This window comes from Embleya sp. L77 (assembly GCF_055557415.1).
Window position 1 is genome coordinate 344,438 of the sequence record NZ_CM145709.1, and the last position, 18,764, is coordinate 363,201.

At 72.5% G+C, this 18,764-nt stretch carries 16 protein-coding genes; 8 read left to right on the top strand and 8 right to left on the bottom strand.

The window, feature by feature from the left end; translation table 11 throughout:
* Nucleotides 1-47: 47 nt before the first annotated feature.
* Entirely contained in the window at nt 48-1,424 is a 1,377-nt protein-coding gene (locus ACZOOI_RS01320) for an MFS transporter (RefSeq protein WP_465278979.1), read from the bottom strand.
* A 101-nt stretch (nt 1,425-1,525) separates the two neighbouring features.
* Here ACZOOI_RS01320 and ACZOOI_RS01325 point away from each other — a divergent pair, with 101 nt between their 5' ends.
* Nucleotides 1,526-2,485: a helix-turn-helix transcriptional regulator gene (locus ACZOOI_RS01325; protein WP_465278980.1), complete on the top strand. Its 960-nt coding sequence runs from the start codon at nt 1,526-1,528 to the stop codon at nt 2,483-2,485.
* 4 nt (nt 2,486-2,489) lie between these two features.
* A complete protein-coding gene (locus ACZOOI_RS01330; RefSeq protein ID WP_465278981.1) occupies nt 2,490-3,647 on the top strand; it encodes a nucleotidyl transferase AbiEii/AbiGii toxin family protein in 1,158 nt (385 codons plus the stop codon).
* A gap of 133 nt (nt 3,648-3,780) precedes the next feature.
* Here the strand turns inward: ACZOOI_RS01330 and ACZOOI_RS01335 are convergent, their stop codons facing one another.
* Both ACZOOI_RS01335 and ACZOOI_RS01340 read right to left on the bottom strand, forming a co-directional pair.
* Entirely contained in the window at nt 3,781-4,578 is a 798-nt protein-coding gene (locus tag ACZOOI_RS01335; protein WP_396010193.1) for an exodeoxyribonuclease III, read from the bottom strand.
* Between the two features lie 159 nt (nt 4,579-4,737).
* Nucleotides 4,738-5,253: an NUDIX hydrolase gene (locus ACZOOI_RS01340; protein ID WP_465278982.1), complete on the bottom strand. Its 516-nt coding sequence runs from the start codon at nt 5,251-5,253 to the stop codon at nt 4,738-4,740.
* Nucleotides 5,254-5,783: 530 nt separating this feature from the next.
* Between ACZOOI_RS01340 and ACZOOI_RS01345 the strand changes: the two genes are divergently transcribed.
* Both ACZOOI_RS01345 and ACZOOI_RS01350 read left to right on the top strand, forming a co-directional pair.
* The gene (locus ACZOOI_RS01345; protein ID WP_465278983.1) at nt 5,784-5,999 is read left to right on the top strand and encodes a hypothetical protein; all 216 of its coding nucleotides are present in this window, start codon (nt 5,784-5,786) and stop codon (nt 5,997-5,999) included.
* A 306-nt stretch (nt 6,000-6,305) separates the two neighbouring features.
* A complete protein-coding gene (locus ACZOOI_RS01350; RefSeq protein WP_465278984.1) occupies nt 6,306-7,298 on the top strand; it encodes an asparaginase in 993 nt (330 codons plus the stop codon).
* 60 nt (nt 7,299-7,358) lie between these two features.
* Here ACZOOI_RS01350 and ACZOOI_RS01355 read toward each other — a convergent pair whose 3' ends face one another.
* Together ACZOOI_RS01355 and ACZOOI_RS01360 are read right to left on the bottom strand one after the other, a co-directional pair.
* Complete coding sequence (locus tag ACZOOI_RS01355; RefSeq protein WP_465278985.1) at nt 7,359-7,871, bottom strand: DUF6228 family protein; 513 nt, start codon at nt 7,869-7,871, stop codon at nt 7,359-7,361.
* 393 nt (nt 7,872-8,264) lie between these two features.
* The gene (locus tag ACZOOI_RS01360) at nt 8,265-9,950 is read right to left on the bottom strand and encodes an ABC-F family ATP-binding cassette domain-containing protein (RefSeq protein ID WP_465278986.1); all 1,686 of its coding nucleotides are present in this window, start codon (nt 9,948-9,950) and stop codon (nt 8,265-8,267) included.
* Nucleotides 9,951-10,309: 359 nt separating this feature from the next.
* Between ACZOOI_RS01360 and ACZOOI_RS01365 the strand changes: the two genes are divergently transcribed.
* Nucleotides 10,310-11,521, top strand: coding sequence for an LLM class flavin-dependent oxidoreductase (locus tag ACZOOI_RS01365; protein ID WP_465278987.1), 1,212 nt, complete (start codon nt 10,310-10,312; stop codon nt 11,519-11,521).
* Nucleotides 11,518-12,345: an SDR family NAD(P)-dependent oxidoreductase gene (locus ACZOOI_RS01370; RefSeq protein ID WP_465278988.1), complete on the top strand. Its 828-nt coding sequence runs from the start codon at nt 11,518-11,520 to the stop codon at nt 12,343-12,345. Before ACZOOI_RS01365 ends, ACZOOI_RS01370 begins: the two co-directional genes overlap by 4 nt.
* Before the next feature lie 486 nt (nt 12,346-12,831).
* On the opposite strand, the gene ACZOOI_RS01375 is transcribed toward ACZOOI_RS01370, so the two are convergent.
* On the bottom strand, nt 12,832-13,620 hold the full coding sequence (locus tag ACZOOI_RS01375; protein ID WP_465278989.1) for a histidine phosphatase family protein: 789 nt from the start codon (nt 13,618-13,620) through the stop codon (nt 12,832-12,834).
* A gap of 353 nt (nt 13,621-13,973) precedes the next feature.
* Between ACZOOI_RS01375 and ACZOOI_RS01380 the strand changes: the two genes are divergently transcribed.
* Nucleotides 13,974-14,843 carry an ATP-grasp domain-containing protein gene (locus tag ACZOOI_RS01380; protein WP_465278990.1) on the top strand — a complete coding sequence of 290 codons (870 nt, stop codon included), beginning with the start codon at nt 13,974-13,976 and terminating at the stop codon, nt 14,841-14,843.
* 489 nt (nt 14,844-15,332) lie between these two features.
* Entirely contained in the window at nt 15,333-16,193 is an 861-nt protein-coding gene (locus tag ACZOOI_RS01385) for a hypothetical protein (protein ID WP_465278991.1), read from the top strand.
* A gap of 61 nt (nt 16,194-16,254) precedes the next feature.
* Here the strand turns inward: ACZOOI_RS01385 and ACZOOI_RS01390 are convergent, their stop codons facing one another.
* Both ACZOOI_RS01390 and ACZOOI_RS01395 read right to left on the bottom strand, forming a co-directional pair.
* Nucleotides 16,255-16,833: a dihydrofolate reductase family protein gene (locus ACZOOI_RS01390; RefSeq protein ID WP_465278992.1), complete on the bottom strand. Its 579-nt coding sequence runs from the start codon at nt 16,831-16,833 to the stop codon at nt 16,255-16,257.
* Between the two features lie 501 nt (nt 16,834-17,334).
* Complete coding sequence (locus ACZOOI_RS01395) at nt 17,335-18,378, bottom strand: phosphotransferase (RefSeq protein WP_465278993.1); 1,044 nt, start codon at nt 18,376-18,378, stop codon at nt 17,335-17,337.
* Nucleotides 18,379-18,764: the final 386 nt, after the last annotated feature.

The following is an 18,764-nucleotide window of genomic DNA, read 5'->3' on the forward strand; positions in this document are numbered from 1 at the left end:
CGACCGCCCCGGCTCTCATTCACCGACCCGGCGGCCCCGACTCCCGATCACCGAGCCAACCGGGCCGCCGGCACCGTGGTGGCCAGCGCCGTCGCCGCGATGGCCCACGCCGTCAATTCGCCCGCGTGGTGGAAGTCGGCGCCCGCCGACAGATAGAGCGTGCCGAAGGCGGCCACCCCGAGCACCTGCCCGAGCTGGATCATCGTCACCATCAGCCCGGACGCGTCCGACGCCCGCGGCAGCGGAACCCGGCGCAGCGCGAGCATCATCACCGGGCTGTACGCGACGCCCAGGCCGAAGCTGCTCAGGATCATCGTGGCGAGCAGCACCGCCAACGGCTGCCCGCTGCCGAACCCCCATGCGGTGGCCGCGAACCCGAGCGCGCCGATCGGCATCCCGATCATCGGCAACCGCCGATGCCAGGCCGCGGGCAACCGCTGCCACCGCAGCGACACCGTCGCGAACACGACCGAGGACGGGATGAAGGTCAGCCCCGCCTCCAGCGCGCTGTAACCCAGCCCGCTCTGCACGTACAACGCGGTGGCGAACATCAGCCCGCCGAACGCCGTCATCACCAACAGCAGCGTGACCGCCCCCGCCACCACACCCGGCACCCGCAGCAGCTCGACCGGGATCAGCGGCGCCGCCGCCCGTCGTTCGACGATCGCGAACAGCCCGAACAGCACGGCGCATGCGCCCAGGCTGAACCAGCCCCAGGTCGGCCAGTCCAACTCGTGCCCCATCACCAGCGGGACGACCAGCGCGAGCAGCGCGGGAGCGAGCAGCGCCAGGCCGGGAACGTCCAGGCCGCGTGCCGCGGGGGTGCCACCGGCCGGCAACACCCGCCGGGCGAGCACGTACAGCGCGATCCCGACCGGGATGTTGATCAGGAACACCGGCCGCCAGGACAGCCCGAACAGGTCGGCGCTGACCAGGAGTCCGCCCAGCACCTGGCCGGCGACCATACCACCCGCGATGGTCGCCGCATATCGCCCCATCGCCCGGGCCCGGTCGGCACCCGCGTAGGTGGCCTGGATCAGGTTGAGCACCTGCGGCACCATCAGCGCGGCGCCGCCGCCCTGGATCGCGCGGGCCGCGATCAGGGAGGTGTCGTCCCAGGCCAGGCCGCACAGCAGCGACGCGGCGGTGAAGACGGCCAGGCCGACGCCGAACACCCGGCGGAAGCCGTGCCGACCGCCCAGCCGCGAGCCGGTGACGATCAGCATCGCGTAGACGACGGTGTAGCCGGAGATGACCAGTTGCAGTCCCGCGCCGCTGGTGTCCAGGTCGGTACGGATCGTGGGGCCGGCGACGTTGACGACGGAGGTGTCCAGCAACGCCATGAACTGGGCGGTGAGCAATGCGGTCAGCAGGAGCGGATGGGCGCGTCGCGCCGTGTCCGGCGCCGCGGTCGTGGTGGTCATGCCAGGAGCGTGCGGGCAGTCTGGTCCTGTTGCCGAGAGCCTGTCGATCCTGGTACCGAGAGCACCTGGCAGCGGACCACGGCAGGCACGAGGATGGCCGCATGAGCACCCACACCGCCAGCCGACGCACCGAACTGGGCGCATTCCTGCGCAGCCGGCGCGAGCGCCGGACCCCGGAGGACGTCGGCCTGCCGCCGGGCCTGCGCCGGCGCACCCCCGGGTTGCGCCGCGAGGAGGTCGCGATGCTCGCCGGTGTGGGGGTGACCTGGTACACGTGGCTGGAGCAGGGTCGTCCGATCAACGCGAGCGTGCAGGTGCTGGACGCGGTGGCCCGCACACTGGGGCTCGACGCGGCCGAGCGCACCCACCTGTACCGACTCGCCCAGGTGCCGTGGGAGATCGAGGCGCCGTCGGGGACGACGTTGCCGGTGGAGATCCAGGAGATCCTGGACGGACTGGTCCCGAATCCGGCCGCCGTGTACAACGCCCGGTACGACGTACTGGCTTGGAACAAGGCGTACCACAAGTTGTTTCCCGGCCTGGTCGAGCAGGCGGCGGACGAACGCAACGTGATCTGGGCCACGTTCATGTCGCCCGACCAGTGCAACCCGTTCCTCGACCGGGATTTCGAAGAACCGCGGATGGTCGCCGAGTTGCAGGCCTCGTTCGCCCGGCACGTGGGCGAACCGGAGTGGGAGTCGTTCGTGCGACGCCTGGCGAGCAGCAGTCCGAAGTTCGCCCGGCTGTGGGCGCGCCGCGAGGTCGGCTCGGGCAATCGGCACGTCAAGCGGATCATGCACAACCAGCTGGGCCGGATGGAATTCGCGGGCACCAAGCTGCTGCCGAGCGTGCCGGAGACCCGGATGATGGTGTACACCCCGGCCGACGACGTCACGCGCGAGCGGATGGCCGAGCTGATGGCGATGACGACCACACACTGGTGCTGCGAGCGCTGCCGGCGGAAGTCCCGCTGGAGCCACCCCACTTCGGCACTCGGCATGACGACGGACCGGACCGACGACCCGGCGACCGCGCTCCCCGCCGCCCGGGTGAGCGGGTGAGCGGGTGACCGCGAGCACATCGAACGGCGCGGTCTCCGATCGCGGGCGCGGGATCGAAGTGCCGACGTTCGCCGATCCGATGCAGCATCGGCGCTGGTGGGCCGCTCGACGGCGGGCGTTGGAGCACGCACTGTGGCTGTGTACGGAGGGCGCCTCGGCCGGCGCGCTGGTGCTGCGCGGAAGCATGCCGTTGATCGCGTGGTTGGGCGCGGCGGCGCGCGAGCCGGGTGATCTGGACTGGGTCGTGTCGCCCTCGCCGATCCGGCCGGTCCGGCCGGATCGCCCACACCCGCACGTCCCGGAGCGTGCCGTGGTCCAACAGTGGCCCGAGGTGTTCGCGGGCGCGGGCACGGGTGACCTGTGGTGCGACGAGGAGTTCGACACGCGGGGCATCCGGGCCTGCCCACCGCCCGAGGGCACCACGTGGGTGCAGGTCGACGCCCTTTTCGACGACCCGTACGACGACGAGTATCACGACCACTGGGACGACGAGTGGGCCGACGTGGGCGAGTCACCGCACCACGAACTCGTGGAGGCCCTGGCGAAGTGCCCCGATGCGGGCGCCGGTGTGGTCCTGGACCCCGGTCGCGCACACTCCGAGGGCGGGGGTTCGTACGGCGACGACGACGGCGGCGCACGCGGCGTGCGGTTGATCGTCCCCTGGCGTGCGGACGGGCTGCCGGAAGGCACGATCCGGGTCGACTACGCCTTCGACGAGTGGGTGCCGGAGCCGGCGCGCTGGACGGCGATCCCGCGCGCGGGCGGCGGGCCGCCGGTGGTGGTGCCGGCGGCGAGCCGGGCGCTGTCCCTGGCCTGGAAGCTGCGCTGGTTGCGCAGGGACGCGGCCGAGGCCGGCGTCTTCGCCAAGGACCTGTACGACGCGGTCCTGCTCGCCGAATCGCCGCACATCCGGCTGCGCCCGGAGCTGCTGGGTCGGGTCGTGGGCGGGGTGCCGGTCACCCCGGGCGAGGTCGCGTCCTGGCCGGTGGCGGACTGGGACGGGTTCCGCGCGGCGCATCCGTCGGCGCGGGAGCCGGAGGCGGCCTGGTTGGCCCGGCTCGGGCACGCGCTGGGCGCGATTTCGGGCCGACCCGGCCCGGGTCCCCAACCGGGCCCGGCGCGCCCGGTTCGCCGATCGGGCCCGGCGCGCCCGGTTGCCTGATCGGGGCGGGGCGACCGGATCCCTGACCGGGCGCCGAGCGAGCGGGTTCCTGACCGGGCCCCGCGAATGGACCCGGCCCGGTCGGCGGGCGGTCCGGTCCGGGATCGCTGCGGGATCGGCTGCCTCGGGCGGTTCAGATGTCGTAGGCCACGGTCACCGGCGCGTGGTCGGACCAGCGTTCCGCGTAGGTGTCGGCGCGTTCGACCACGGCGGTTACCGCCGCGTTCGCCAGGGCCGGGGTCGCCACGTGGTAGTCGATCCGCCAGCCCGCGTCGGTGTCGAACGCCTTCCCGCGATAGGACCACCACGAGTAGGGCCCGGGGCCGTCGGGGTGGATCCGGCGGACCACGTCGTGCCAGTCGGCCGCACCGAACAACGCGTCGAGCCAGGCCCGTTCCTCCGGCAGGAAGCCGGACTTCTTGACGTTGCCCTTCCAGTTCTTGATGTCGTGCTCGGTGTGCGCGATGTTCCAGTCCCCGCACACCAACGACTCGCGCCCGCCGATCGCCGCCGTCGCCCGCATCACCTTCAGGTGCGCGACCAGGTCGGCCATGAACCGGGTCTTCTCCTCCTGCTTGGGCGTCTCCGCCTCGCCCGTGGGCAGGTACAGGCTGGCCACGGTCACCTTGGGCAGGTCCACCTCGATCCACCGCCCGGCCGCGTCGAACTCGGCCGACCCGAACCCGATCCGCACCGCGGTCGGCTCGACCCTGCTGTACACGGCCACGCCGGCCCGGCCCTTGGCCGTCGCCGGGGCGTAGTAGGCGTGCCAACCCTTGGGGTCGCGCACCTCGTCGGCGAGCTGGTCGGGGGTGGCCCGCACCTCTTGGAGGCACACCACGTCGGCCTCGGTCGTGTTCAGCCATTCGGTGAAGCCCTTGCCGGCGGCGGCACGCAGGCCGTTCACGTTGGCGGTGGAGACGGTGATCATCGGTGCAGATTAGCCCGTTTCGGGTCGGTGCGAAGTCGGGGGGTGCGACGGCCCGGGATCGGCGGGCGGGGGCGGGCCGTACGTCGTCGGGCGACCCCGGACCGGCGGGCCGGACCGTACGGCCGCCCGGCCATACGACGGCGCCGGGCCGCGGACGTCTCAGCCGAGCAGCGCAGCGTGCAGCGCCCGCCAGGCCGCGCCGGGGCAGCGCGCGGCCACCTCGGCCGGCTCGACCCACTCGGCCGCGTCGCACTCGGACCCGGGGTCGGGCCGGGTCGGCGCGCCCGGATCCGGCAGCCGCACCGTGAAGAACGCCTGGAACGTCCGGGTGGGATAGCGGTAGTCGGCCGGCGGCATGTCCAGGAGGGTGATCAGCTGGCCACCGAACAGGGTGAGGCGCTCGGCGGCCACCCGCAGCCCGGCCTCCTCGGCGAGTTCACGCGCCGCCGCCCCGGCCGGAGTCTCCCCCGGGTCCAGGTGCCCGCCCGGCACCTCCCAGCCGCGTCCCGGCCGGTCCACCCGGGTCAGCAGCGTGCGCCCGAGACCGTCCAACGCGAGGACGAAGGCGGTGGTGACGGTGTAGCCCTCGGGCGGGTCGGCGCAGCGCAGTACATCCATCCGGTGCGCGGTGGAGATCCAGGGCACAGTCAGCGATGCGAGCACGGTTGACGCCATGACCGCCATCCTCGCGGGCTGGGCGACGAGAGCGGGCCCGGGGTCGAGCCCGCGTGCCGCCCCGGAAAGCACGGCGGAGCCGATCTCGGCCGTATCGCGTCCCGCCCGACGCGCGTTGGTACCGCCATCTCCCCTCCTCGACCCGTCGCCCCGCCCGCCACGTGCTCCCGGCCGCGTCCGCGTGCGTGCCCGCCTCGGTCGGCCGGGACACCGCCCACGGCGGTTGTCCCCCCGCGCGGAACGGCGGTCTACCTCCGCATACGATCGATCGGCCGGCCGTCCACCCGTCGCAAACGGGCCGCACCCGCACCACCGCTCGGCCCCGCGGACCGGGCCGGCTCAGGGGCCTCAGGGGGTGCCTTAGGCCGCCTTAGGCTGCCTTACTTCGCCTTAGGGCTCCTTGCCGCGGCTTAGGTATCGGGCCGGGTTCGGGGGGCGGGATAGATGCGGCATCCGCCTCATGTCCGGACCCCCACTGGGGCGAGAAGCTGTTACCACGAGCCGGGGAGACCGGGTCGAAGTAACAGAAGGTGGACACAGTGATCGAGTACGAGCTTTACAAGACCCGTCAGCAGGAGCTTCTCGCCGGTGCCGAGCAGGACCGCCTGGTCATGACGGCCCTGCGCACCCGGCGCGCCGCCGCCAAGGCCCGGCGTGCCGAGCGGGTGGCCCACGAGGTGGTGCAGAGCGCCGCCGCGGTCGAATCGGTACGCATGCGTCGGAACCTGCAGCTGCTCACCCGGTGACGGCGACGGTGACCCCCGACGCACGATCCGGACCGACCGGACGATGTCACCACCGGCCGAACGGCACGCGGCACCGCCGGGCAGTGGACGGCGGCAGGGCAACACAGAAATCCCCCGGCGACCCCGAGTGGACCTCCGTCCCTCGGGGTCGCTGCACGTCCGGGCCCGTTCGAAGCCGGGCCACCGCGTCCCCGGCGCAGCCGGCGACGCACGGGTGTCGCTCGGGACGGCGCCGGCCATCGGCCGACGTCGGGGGCGGCTACCTTGGCGGCGTTCGCTGAAGGAATCGATGAGGAGGCTTCGCCGATGAGCGTCGCGTTGTTCACACTCGGGGGCACGATCGCGATGGCCGGTGCGGTCGGCCAGGATGCCGGTACGGTCGTCGCCCGCCTGAACGGCGCGCAGTTGACCGCCGCCGTGCCGGGCCTCGCGGATCTGGGTGTCGCACTCGACGTGCGGGACGTACAGGCGGTGCCCAGCGGGAGTCTGACGTTCATCCAGGTCCTGGACGTGGTCGCCGCCGCGTCGCACGCGGTCGCCGCGGGGGCGACCGGAGTGGTGGTGACCCAGGGCACCGACACGCTGGAGGAGACCGCCTACCTCGTCGACCTGGTCTGGCCGCACCCGGAGCCGTTCGTGCTCACCGGCGCGATGCGCAACCCGACACTGGCCGGGCCCGACGGCCCCGCGAACCTGCTCGCCGCCGCCCGGGTCGCGGTGGCCGAACCGGCGTGCGGGTTGGGCGCGTTGGTGGTGTTCGGGGACGAGATCCACGCCGCGCGCCGGGTGCGCAAGACGCACAGTACGAGTACCGCCACGTTCCGCTCGCCCGACACCGGACCACTGGGGATCGTGGTCGAGGGCCGGGTACGGATCCTGGCCGCACCGCCGGTACACGCGCCGCTGCCGATCCCGGAGCCGGCCGCGCTCACCTCGGCCCGGGTCGCGCTGTACTCGGTCACCCTCGACGACGACGGCGCGCTGCTCGCCGATTTCCCGACCGACCAACGGGGCCTGGTGGTTGCCGGATTCGGTGTCGGCCACGTGCCGGCCGGGCTGGCGCCCGTGCTCGGCGAACTGGCCGCGCGCATCCCCGTCGTACTGACCTCGCGTACCGGCGCCGGTTCCGTGCTGCGGCACACCTACGGCGCGCCGGGCTCGGAAACCGACCTGCAACGCCGCGGCCTGCTCAACGCCGGCCTGCTCGACCCGTACAAGGCGCGGGTGTTGCTGCGCCTGCTCATCGCCTCGGGCAGCGACCGCAACGCGATCGCCGCGGCCTTCACCGAGCACGGGTGAGTCGGAGGCCCGACGAGCCGTGCCGGAGCGGGCCGCACGGGGTCGAGCCGGGGTCTGCGTTCATCCGCCCGGACAGGACAGGAAGTGGCGGACGTCCGCCGCGAGCGCCGCCATCTGCTCGCCCGCCTCCACCACCAGGGTCACCGAGGCCGCCCAACCGCAGCCGCCCAGTCGCCGCGGTCGCAGCTCCCAGGTCAGTTCGACCCGCCCGCCGGACCGGAAGGCCGCCGTGACGGTGAGATCGTGATCGTCGGTGTGCCAGCGGCGTTCGCCGTCCCAGCCGCCGAAGTCACGGGCGAGATCGGTCAGGAAGCCGTCTATCTCCCTGGCCTCGCCGGTCCAGCCGACCACCCGATCGAGATGCGCGGCCATCCCGGGCGCCTGGATCTCGACGGTGTAGTGCACGAGCCGCGATGCCGGGTAGCGCGCGGCGACCTCGTCGTCCGGGCTGACCGCGTCGCGCAGGCGAATCCGAATGGCCGGACGGTCGTTGCACCGGATGATCACGTCGTTCGGGTCGGGCGATCCGGTCGGCTCGTTCGATTCGTTCGCCGCGTCGAAGTGGGGATGCATCCGCCGAACCGTAGGGCAGAGCGTCCGTCGACGTCATTCCGGTTACCGGCACCCGGCCATCGAAGCGATCGCTCCGGTGTACGTGTGGACGACCCCGGCGCGGGGACAGGACGCCCGGCGGGCGCCGGTCGATCAGCGACCCCACGAACTCCCGCCTGCCGTCCGCGAAAGCCTGCCGTGCCCGGAGGGGCACCGGGCCCGAGTGGGAGCGGGTCCGGGTGGGCGCCGACCCGGGTGGGCACGGGGTTCCAGGTGAGCACCGGTGCCGGTCGGGTGTACCGAGCCCGGAGCGGGCTCCGGTCCGAATGGGCGCCGAGTCCGGGTGGACGCCGGCCCGGGTGGGCGCCGAGTCCGGGTGGGCACGGAACTCCCGCCCCCACCCGGCTGCTTCGCTCAGCCGCGGGCGCGCTCGACGCGCCCCTCGTCCCATACCGGGCCGTCCGTCTCGCGGACTCGCCCGTCCTGGCCGAAGACCATGAAGCGGTCGAAGGAGGACGCGAACCACCGGTCGTGGGTGACCGCCAGCACGGTGCCGTCGAACGCCTCCAACGCGTCCTGGAGCGCCTCGGCCGAGACAAGGTCCAGGTTGTCCGTCGGCTCGTCGAGCAACAGCAGGTTGGCGCCGGAGAGTTCGAGCAGCAGCACCTGGAATCGAGCCTGCTGGCCGCCGGAGAGGGTGTCGAAGGGCTGCTCGGCGCCGTAGGCGAGCTCGTACCGGTCGAGCACCTTCGCGGCGCCCTCGCGGCCCAGCCCGCTGCGGTGTTCGTCGCCCCGGCCGAGGATGTCGACCAGCGTCCTGCCCGCGAACTCGGGGTGGTCGTGCGTCTGCGCGAACCAACCGGGCCGCACCCGCGCCCCGAGCCGGGCCCGGCCGGTGTGCGCCACCGGCGCGATCACCGTGTCACCGACCGGTTCGTGCTCGACCTCGGGATCGGTGCCGCCGGCCGCGAGCAGGCGCAGGAAGTGCGACTTGCCCGAACCGTTCGAGCCGAGCACCGCCACCCGGTCGCCGTACCAGATCTCGGCGTCGAACGGCCGCATCAGGCCGGTCAGTTCCAGCGCCTCGGCGATCACCGCGCGTTTGCCGGTACGGGAGCCGCGCAGCCGCATCTTCACGTCCTGCTCGCGCGGGATGTTCTGCGGCGGCCCGGCCTCCTCGAACTTGCGCAGCCGGGTCCGGGCGGCCTGCAGCCGCGAGGCCAGACCGTCGTTGTACGCCGCCTTGTTCTTGTACATCAAGACCAACGCCTTGAGTTTGGCGTGCTCCTCGTCCCAGCGCCGGCCCAACTCCTCGAAGCGCTCGAACCGGGCCCGCCGGGCCTCGTGGTAGGTGCCGAACGAGCCGCCGTGGATCCAGACGGTGTTGCCCGCCGCGCCGAGTTCGATCGTGACGATCCGGTCGGCGGCCTGGGCGAGCAGTTCGCGGTCGTGCGAGACCAGCAGCACCGACTTCTGGCTCTCGCGCAGCGACTGTTCGAGCCAGCGCTTGCCCGGGACGTCGAGATAGTTGTCCGGCTCGTCGAGGATCAGCACCTCGTCCGGGCCGCGCAGCAGCGCCTCCAGGGCGAGCCGCTTCTGCTCGCCGCCGGACAGCGTGCGCACCTCGCGCCACTTGGCCCCGTCGTAGGTGGTGCCCAGCGCCGCCTGGCAACACTGGTCCCAGGCGGGCTCGATGTCGTAGCCACCCGCGTCGCCGAACTCGGCGAGCGCCGTGGCATACCGCATCTGGTGCTTCTCGTCGTCGTTCTCCATCAGCGCCAGCTCGGCCTCGTCCACGGCGCGCATCGCGTCCCGGATCCGCGGCGGGGCGAGCGAGACGAGCAGGTCGCGCACGGTGGACGCGTCCCGGATCCGGCCGACGAACTGCGGCATGATGCCGAGTCCTCCCGTTCGGGCGACCGCGCCGCTGTCGGGTTTCAGCTCACCCGTGATGATCCGGAGCAGCGTGGTCTTGCCGGCGCCGTTCGCACCGATCAGCGCCACGGTGGTGCCGTCACCGACGCGGAAGGACACCTCGTCGAGCAGGACACGCCCGTCGGGCAAGGTGAATCCGACGGTATTGACATCGATGTAGCCCATGGCGTGGCGCGTCCTTCGTCCTGCGGTCGGGGGGATCCGAGGGTGGTCTCCCCGGGCGTTCCGAGGGTGACAACCCTTCCTACCCGCTCCACGCCGACCGGGCCAACGCATTTCGGGCTCCCCGCACGGTAGCGCGCCGCGAGGGAGGCACGGGACACGCCGGCAGGAGTGCCGACGGCACCGCGAGGAGTGCCGATGCCACCGGAAGGAGTGCCGATGCCACGGGACGGAGTGTCCATCACACCGGCGACGAGGGCGCGCACGGGCCGATACCTTTCGCATAGTGCATCTATTGATTCGCGCATCGCGACCTGGAACGGTGACGGCTCATCAGTTTCGGGGATATCCAAGGAGTCGCGGTGGCACACACGGAACCGCAGCAGATCGCCCGGCAGGTCGCCCTGGGCGAGCGCAGTCCGCTCGGGTTCGGGGTCTTCCTGGCCCCGTTCCATCAGGCGGGGCGCAACCCGACCCTGATGCTGGAACAGGACCTGGCCCTGGTCGAGCACCTGGACCGGCTCGGCTACGCCGAGGCCTGGATCGGCGAGCACCACTCCGGCGGCTGGGAGATCGTCGCCTCGCCGGAGTTGTTCATCGCGAGCGCCGCGGCCCGTACCCGGCACATCCGCTTCGGCACCGGCGTCGTCTCGCTGCCCTATCACCACCCGCTGCACGTCGCGGATCGGCTGGTCCTGCTCGACCACCTCACCCGAGGCCGGGTCATGCTCGGCGTCGGCCCGGGACAACTCGCGTCCGACGCACACATGTTGGGCATCGACACCGCTCGGCAGCGGGCGATGATGGAGGAGTCGCTGGAGGCGATCGTCGCACTGCTCGCCGGCCGCGAACCGGTGACCCGGGAGAGCGACTGGTTCACGCTGCGCGACGCCCGCCTGCAGTTGCGGCCGTACACCCACCCGTCGCTGGAACTGGCCGTCGCCGCGACCTTCTCCCCGGCCGGACCGCGCACCGCCGGGCGGTTCGGCGCGGGCATGCTCTCGATCGCCGCGAGCCAGGAGGGCGGCTTCGACGCGCTCGGCACGCACTGGGGCATCGCGAACGAGGTCGCGGGTCGTTACGGGCAGACCATGGACCGGTCCAAGTGGCGGCTGATGGGCATGATGCACATCGCCGAGACCGAGGAGCAGGCACGCCGCGAGGTGGCGTACGGGCTTGAAGGCATCCAGAACTACCAGGCCAAGGTGCTGCCGATCCCGCTGGACACCACCACGCCACTGGCCGAGCGGATCGACCACGGCAACCGGACCGGCTCGTTCATCTGCGGCACGCCCGAGATGGCGATCCGTCAGATCGAGCGGTTGTGGCAGAAGTCCGGCGGTTTCGGCACCTACCTGTTCATGGGCGCCGACTTCGCGGACCCGGAGGCGACGAAGCGCTCCTACGAACTGATCGCGCGCGAGGTGATCCCGTACTTCACCGGTGCCGCGCACGGCCCGCTCGCCTCCCAGGACTGGCAGGTGGGCCTGTCCGGGACCTGGCGCGACCAGACCGCGCAGGCGGTCGGCGGGGCCGTGAAGGACTACGAGAACACGAAGGGGACCACGGCGTGAGCACGCGGATCGACGGCGGTGTCGGCGCGGGACGCGTCGCGGGCAGGGTGGCGCTGGTGACCGGGGCGGCGGCGGGCATCGGGCGTGCCGTCGCACACCGCTTGGCGGCCGAGGGCGCGTACGTGGTCGCGGGCGATATCGATGCGGCCGGATTGGCGACGCTCGCCGAGGAGTTGGGCGCCGAGCGGTGCGTCACCCGATTGTCCGACGTGACCGTCGAGGACGACGTGGCGGCGCTGGTACAGGCCGCCGTGGACGAGTTCGGCGGCCTGGACATCGCGGTGGCCAACGCGGGCGGCGGTACGGCGGCCGAACTGGCCGACCACGACTACGCCGCCTGGCGCCGCGTCGTCGACCTGTGCCTGAACGGCGCGTTCCTGACCGTCAAGCACGCCGGCCGGGTCATGCGCGCCCAGGACGGCCGAGCCGGTTCGATCGTCAACCTGGCCTCGCTCAACGCGGTCCAGGCCGGTCGTGGGATGGGCGCGTACTGCGCGGCCAAGGCCGGCGTGGTCGCCCTGACCGAGGTGGCCGCGCTCGAACTGGGACCGTCCGGCATCCGGGTGAACGCGGTGGCGCCGGGCCTGATCCGCACGCAGGCCACCGCGGGCATGTGGCATGTCCCGGGCGTGGTCGAGGAATACGTCGAGAACGCCCCGCTGGGTCGGTTCGCGGAACCCGAGGAGGTGGCGGCCGTGGTTCTGTTCCTGGCCTCGGACGAGGCCTCGTTCGTCTCCGGCAGCGTGTACGGCGTCGACGGCGGCGCCCGCACCCGACGGTACCCGGACCTGATCGGCGCGCTGGAGCGGTTGTCGAAGGAGTGACCGCGGCGCCGGGGCGGCCGGCCGGCGGCCCGAACGCGCGGCCGACGACCGGACGGTTGTCGAGGCGTGACGGGGGTGGCTCGATCCGTTTGGAGCGGGGCGCCCGATCGGTGATCAAGCGGCTGATCAGCGGCGAAATGGGGTGCGAGGGTTCCTCTTCCGGATACTGACGCATCGTCAAGTTTCTGTTCGGTAATGGCGCTATCGCCTCCGAATGGACGTGTGCGCGATCGGTTGGCAGCCTGGTCCGGCCGGGTTCGACCTCTTCGATCGGAGACGGTTTTCCGGCCTCTCAGAGGGGAAACCAGAGGGCACCGAACGGGACGGGAGGGGACCTGACACCCCCAATGCGCGACGGCGCAGCCGCATCCCGTGGGTATCAAGGCGCCGGCGGTCGGGCCCACTCCCCCGTGCCCGACCGCCGGCCGCCGCGAGCACCGCGACCGCGACCGCCGATCCTCGGTCGCCGGTGCGACCCGTGCCCGCTCAGCGCACGTCGATCCCGCGCAGATGCCGCATGTCGTTGTAGCGGATCGCACGCAGCCGCCCGTCGCGAACGCGCCAGCGGGAGATCGAGGCATTGCCCACCGGGTCGGTCCGGATCAGGCGGTCGACGTCGGTCTCGGTGAGGCCCTCCAGGATGTAACGCAGCATCAGTACGGTCGCGTCGTGCCCGACGATCAGCACGTGCGCACCGGGCGCCTCGTGCCGCAGGTCGGTGAGCAGCGTGCGCAGCCGCAGCGCGACGTCGGCGAGCGACTCGCCGCCGGGTGGGCGGTAGTACAGGTCGCCGACCCGGCGCCGACGCTCGGCCTCCTCCGGGTGGAGCCGCTCGATCGCGGCGGCCGTCCGCAGTTCCAGGACCCCCATCTCGCGATCCCGCAGCCGCTCGTCACGACGCGGCGCGGGCAACAGCAGGCCCAGCCGGGCGGCTTCGCGGGCGATGATGCGCATCGTCGAACGCGCCCGGCGGTACGGCGAGACCAGGACCACGTCCGGCGTCTCGCCCTTGAGCGCGAGCCGTCGCCCGACCGCACCGGCCTGGTCCTCGCCCCGCGCGGTGAGCGCGATGTCGGCGTCCCGACCGACCGTCGCGGGATCGAACCCGTTCATCCCGTCGCCCGCTTCGGGCACCCCGTCCGCCGGGGAGGAGCGGACGGCCGCTTCGGCCGCTTCGGCCGCGGCGGCGAAGGCCGCGTTGGCCATGCTCTCGCCGTGGCGTACGGCGACGATCTCGGCGGGCCCGAAGGGCGCGTTGTCCGACGTGCCGACCACGGTGCCCCCAAGCGTTGATCCCTGTCATGGTTCTCACCACCGCAGACGCACCGAAACGCCCCGCGGCGGACCCGACCATCGGGCACCATCCCGGATCCGATCGCCGGGCCGGCGCACCGGAGCGGGTCGCCCGGCCGTCACCGGCCGTCGACGCCCGCCGCCCGTCCCTGCCTCGGCCTCCGCCTCCGGCTCCGGCTCCGGCTCCGGCTCCGCAGTGCACCCCAGGCGCGGCCGCCCTGCGCGGTGCACTGCCGGCCGTCGGAAGATCGCATCGACCAACTCGTCGTTCGTTCATACGAGACACGGCAGGACTTGTGTGATCTTCCATCCGCGTGTCCGGATAATCTGACCGCATGATCGAACCTCGCGTCGCCCTCGTCACCTGCGCCGAGCTGCCGGACCTCGACCCGGACGAGCGCCTGCTCTTCGAACCGCTGGCAGCTCGCGGCATCCACGCCGAGGCCGCCGTGTGGAACGACCCGGCGGTGGACTGGGCAGGCTTCGACCTGGTGATCCTGCGCTCGGTATGGGACTACCCGGCGCGCCGCAAGGAGTTCATCGAGTGGGCCGCGAGCGTGCCGCGCCTGGCCAACCCGGCGTCGATCGTGGCCTGGAACACGGACAAGACCTACCTGCGCGACCTCACCAGGGCCGGCCTGCCCGTCGTGGAGACGATGTGGCTGGAGCCCGACTCGACCGTCACGCTGCCCACGTCCGGCCTGCATGTGGTCAAGCCCGCGATCAGCGCCGGCTCCCTGGACACCGAGCGCTACGACCTGGCCTCGCCCGAACAGCGCGCACTCGCCGCCGGGCACGCCACGAGCCTGCTCGCGAGTGGCCGGACCGTGATGGTCCAGCCGTACCTGGAGGCCGTCGACACCGTCGGCGAAACCGCACTCGTCTACTTCGACGGCGTCTTCAGCCACGCCGTCCGCAAGGGCCCCATGCTCGACGGCACCGCCGAAACGGTCGGCGACCTGTATCGCAGCGAACGGATCGAGGCACGCGAACCCTCCGCCGCGGAACTCGCCGTCGCCGCCCGGGTGCTGACCGAGATCCCGGTCGGCCCCCTGCTGTACGCGCGCGTCGACCTCATCCCGGCCGCCGACGGCACGCCCACCCTGCTGGAACTGGAGCTGACCGAGCCGTCCCTGTTCCTCGCCTACGCCGACGGCTCCGCCGACCGCTTCGCGGACGCAATCATGACCGCACTCCAGCCATAGCCCCCACGCGTCCACGCCCCGCCCCCTTCCTTGCTCCCACGACGGAGGGCCGGGGCCGGGACGCTCCCCGGAGGCCGCTTCGTTCGAGCGGTGTCGGGCTCAGGAGCACGCCCGGGGTGCGGGGCCGCTCGACCGGGCTGGAACCGGGGGAAACGTAGACGGTCGTGGCGGCACCCGTGGTCCGCAGACTCACCTTCACGGCCTCCATTTCGATCGGTGCACCTTGGTCGGAGCACATAATCGGACCAACGCCGTCCATCCGTCCGTCCGGTGAACAGCACAACGGGAAATCCCACGCTGTTCCACGGCCCGGGCCGAAGGGGCGATACCGCCTCGCTGCTCCGGACCGAGCGGCGAGCGGGCGAGTCGGCTCATCGACGGCGCAGGCCGACCGGCGGCCCCTGACCCGCACGCGGTCGGGCCGAATCGGCCCGACCGGACGGCCGTATCCGATCTGTGCGGCCCGCCCGGTCGGGGCACGATGGGTCCATGAAGCGCGACATTTCCCTCGAATGGGACAGTGATCCTGCGGTCGGGGAGCGGCATGCCACCGAGGTGTACGCGTCGGCGGGTTTTCCCGCACCGGCGCCGCCGTCGCGGACCTCCTCGGCCGCCGACGCAGACGCCGAAGTCGATGCCGAGTTCGACGCGAGCGCGTCCGGCGATCGGATCGGTACGGTCACCGCACGTCGCGCCGGCCGGCTGCTCGGCTGGGTGAGCATCGACGGCGACGGTGAGGCGGGCGTCACCGCCCAGGGCGAGCGGGCCGATCGACTCGCGCGCCGATTGGTTCGGGGGTCCTACGCCGGGGACGCGCCCGCGACCGCCGAGGAGCGGGACGCGTTCGTGCGGATGTACCGGCGCGCCGCCGAGCAGGCTCGCGCCGTCGGCGCACGGGTGCTGCATTGGAGCGGCACCGATACCGGGCCGGAGGGCGCGGCCGCCCGTGCGCTCGCGGCCCGGGTCACCGGCGAGATCGCCCGGATCTGGACCGTCGACCCGAGCGGCTGGTGGGCACCGGGCGGACTGCCCGCCGTCCGGGTACGCCCGCTGCCGCCGCCCCGGGTCGGCCTGATCGGCGAGGGCGCAGAGCTCACCGTCTCGGTCGAGGACGACCGGGCGTACCTCAACGCGGGCGAGGCGATCACCGCACCCGGTGTCGCACCCGACATCCTCGGCGCCCTGATCGCCGAACTGGTGGAGTCGATCCGCCGGGACCACCCGGACGTGCGCGAACTCGCGGTGTTCGAGTTCGACGGCGACACCGAGGGCGCCGTACGCCAGGCCCTGCCCCTCGCCGGCCTACGCATCGAACACCGAGTCCTGGACTTCGAACTCGCCCTCGACTGACCCCGGCCCCGACGACCCGCGCCTCCGACGCGCGTGCGACATGGGCACGGCCGCCGTCCCGTCACGTCCTGACGTAGGTCGCGATGGACATCCCGCCCGCGAGCACCGTGCCGCCCGTGCGGGTGAACGCGGTGACGTCGAACCCGCCGGACAACATCGGGATCCCGGTGCCGATCAGGATCGGGTAGGTCTTGATCACGAGTTCGTCGATCTCACCCATCAGGCTCCCCGCCAGACGCGCGCCGCCGGCCAACCAGATGCCCTTGCCGGTCGGCTCGGCCTTCAACTCGCGGATCTTGGCGACCGGGTCGCCGGCGACCAGGGTCACCCCGGGATCGGGGCTCTCGGTGATGCTGCCGGTGACGACGTACGTACGCAGGTGGCTGTACGGATCGGCGAACCCGGCCCGCAGCCCCGGTTCGTACGTGGCCCGGCCCATCACGACCGTGTCGAAGTGCCGGAACTCGGCGTCGGATGCAACCCCCACGTGTGGGGCGACATGCGCCGGGATCGTCTCCGGATACTCGGCAACGAGGTGCCTCAGGACGTCCTCGCCCACCGGAAAGAAGTCGAAATTGCCGTCCTTGTCGGCAATGAAGCCGTCGAGGGTCGCGCCGATGAGGTACGTGAGCTTTCGCATGCGGTCTCTATTCTTGTGGCGATGTTCGCTGACGACATCCATCAACGACTACATTTATAGTACTTCACATGTAGTGGTCGCAAGCCACCCAACATCGCGTGCAGCGGGCCGAAGCACGGCGGAGTGGGACGCGGCGGCGGAGCAACGCCGGTCCGCGGGGAGCAAGGGGCGAGGCGGCCCAGAGCAAGGCACAGCGTGGCGCCGGGCGGGGCAGGCGTGCCGGGTGAGGCGCGGAGACGATGCCGGGCGGAACACGCGGCGCGGCGTGCTGCGGGCCCGGAACGGGGCGAGGCGGCGGAGTGCAGAGCGAGGCGAAGCGAAACGTGGCATGCCGAAACGGCGCAGCGACGCGGGACGGGTACAGCGCGGGGCCGAACCACGGCGCAGCGGGGCGGAGCACGGGGCCATCGAGCCAGGCATGGCGGCGCGCAGTGGAGCTGAAGTATCCGCAGAGCCGGGCAAGGCGCGGCGTGGCCCGGTGGGGCGAACCCCGGCGCGGCGTTACCAGGGGCGTGTTTCGGGACCCGGCAAGGGGCGGAGGGTCGACCACGCCGTGAGCAGGTGGTGGTGCAATCGGCGTGCCAGGGTGGCCAGTTCGCGGAGTGGTTCGGATGTCGTGGCGGCGACGACATCGAGCCGGTGGACCAGTCGCTCGCGGGCCGAGACCGGACCCCACGTGAAGTCCGCGACCGGCACGCGGGCCAGTTGGTCGGCCTGGTCCCGGTGCGCCCGTTCGACCAGCGCGTCGCCGCGGATCAGCCAGCCCGCGCACGCGTCGGCGATCCCCGCCTCCGTGTCCGGGGCCTGCCCGGTCAGCGTCCGCCACGTCGACGCGTATACCGCCTCGACCTCGGCCAACGGCGCCCCCGTCACCGACATCGCACACCAACAGGTCGGGAACGCGATCCGGAAGTAGGCCAGTTCGACCAGACCGTCACCCAGCGCGGCCTGTTCGAAGTCGACGAAGCGCACCCCGTCGACGGTCCGCAGGTCGTTGCCCGGACACGGGTCACCGTGCAGCAGGGCATACCGACCGGCCGGATCCAGCCGGGTGAGCAGCGCGGCCAACTCGTCGGGTACGCCCGGCGGGATCGGTACGCCGAGGGTCGTGGCCAGCGCCAGGAACGATTCCGCGTCGGCCTCGCTCGGCGGTCGCCACGCGGGCAGTTCCGCGGCGTCCGCCGGGCCGGTGAGCGCGTGCAGCCGGGCCAGTGCCTCGGCGTGGCCGGGCATCCAGTCGTCCGTCCGGCCCAGGTCGTCGAGGTATTCGAGCACCATGACGCACCTGTCGGGGTCGGCGCCCAGCACGCGGGGGCCGACCGGGCCTCGGGCGGCCAGCCGCAGGCCCGCGACCTCGCGGGCGAACCGCTCGGGCGCGCCGTACCGGTTGTCGCCCGCGTCGGTGATCTGCTTGACGATCGCCCGCTCACCGCCGAACTCCACCTGCCACACCCGCGAACGCGGGCTGCTGTCCAGGAGTTTCGCCTTCTTCGGTGGGCCGAACACGGCCCGCAACGTGTCGCCGATCGGCACCTGAAGCGTCATGGAACAGACACCATAGCCAGGCATGGTCGGACCGCCACGACCCACTCCCCCGGGACCGGGCCGCCGGCAGGCCCCACGGCGGCGGGCGCCCCGATCCCGCCACGGCCGTCCGAGCCGGCCGACTCACCGGGGGCGGGGCGGGGGGAGATCTACGGCGCCCCGCCCGCCCATCCCGACGACCTAGGCGCGCCGGCCTGTCCGACAACGGGCATTTCACCTCGACGCGCGTCGCCGATGGCCGGGTGCGCGGGCCTGGACCTACACCCGGCTCGCGTGCTCCGGGACTGTCGAAGCCGCGTTCGAAGCCGCGTTCGACGCCGAACTCGACCCGGAACGCGTGCCGGCCCGCGCCCGGCGGGTCGCCGCCGACCCCCGGCGGAGCCTTC

Bases quoted from the DNA above. Each gene is read 5' to 3' on its own strand.
- ACZOOI_RS01350 (WP_465278984.1), top strand. From the start codon at position 6,306: ATGAGCGTCGCGTTGTTCACACTCGGGGGCACGATCGCGATGGCCGGT.
- ACZOOI_RS01355 (WP_465278985.1), bottom strand. From the start codon at position 7,871: ATGCATCCCCACTTCGACGCGGCGAACGAATCGAACGAGCCGACCGGA.
- ACZOOI_RS01395 (WP_465278993.1), bottom strand. From the start codon at position 18,378: ATGACGCTTCAGGTGCCGATCGGCGACACGTTGCGGGCCGTGTTCGGC.
- ACZOOI_RS01335 (WP_396010193.1), bottom strand. From the start codon at position 4,578: ATGATCACCGTCTCCACCGCCAACGTGAACGGCCTGCGTGCCGCCGCC.
- ACZOOI_RS01380 (WP_465278990.1), top strand. From the start codon at position 13,974: ATGATCGAACCTCGCGTCGCCCTCGTCACCTGCGCCGAGCTGCCGGAC.
- ACZOOI_RS01320 (WP_465278979.1), bottom strand. From the start codon at position 1,424: ATGACCACCACGACCGCGGCGCCGGACACGGCGCGACGCGCCCATCCG.
- ACZOOI_RS01340 (WP_465278982.1), bottom strand. From the start codon at position 5,253: ATGGCGTCAACCGTGCTCGCATCGCTGACTGTGCCCTGGATCTCCACC.
- ACZOOI_RS01360 (WP_465278986.1), bottom strand. From the start codon at position 9,950: ATGGGCTACATCGATGTCAATACCGTCGGATTCACCTTGCCCGACGGG.
- ACZOOI_RS01325 (WP_465278980.1), top strand. From the start codon at position 1,526: ATGAGCACCCACACCGCCAGCCGACGCACCGAACTGGGCGCATTCCTG.
- ACZOOI_RS01390 (WP_465278992.1), bottom strand. From the start codon at position 16,833: ATGCGAAAGCTCACGTACCTCATCGGCGCGACCCTCGACGGCTTCATT.
- ACZOOI_RS01385 (WP_465278991.1), top strand. From the start codon at position 15,333: ATGAAGCGCGACATTTCCCTCGAATGGGACAGTGATCCTGCGGTCGGG.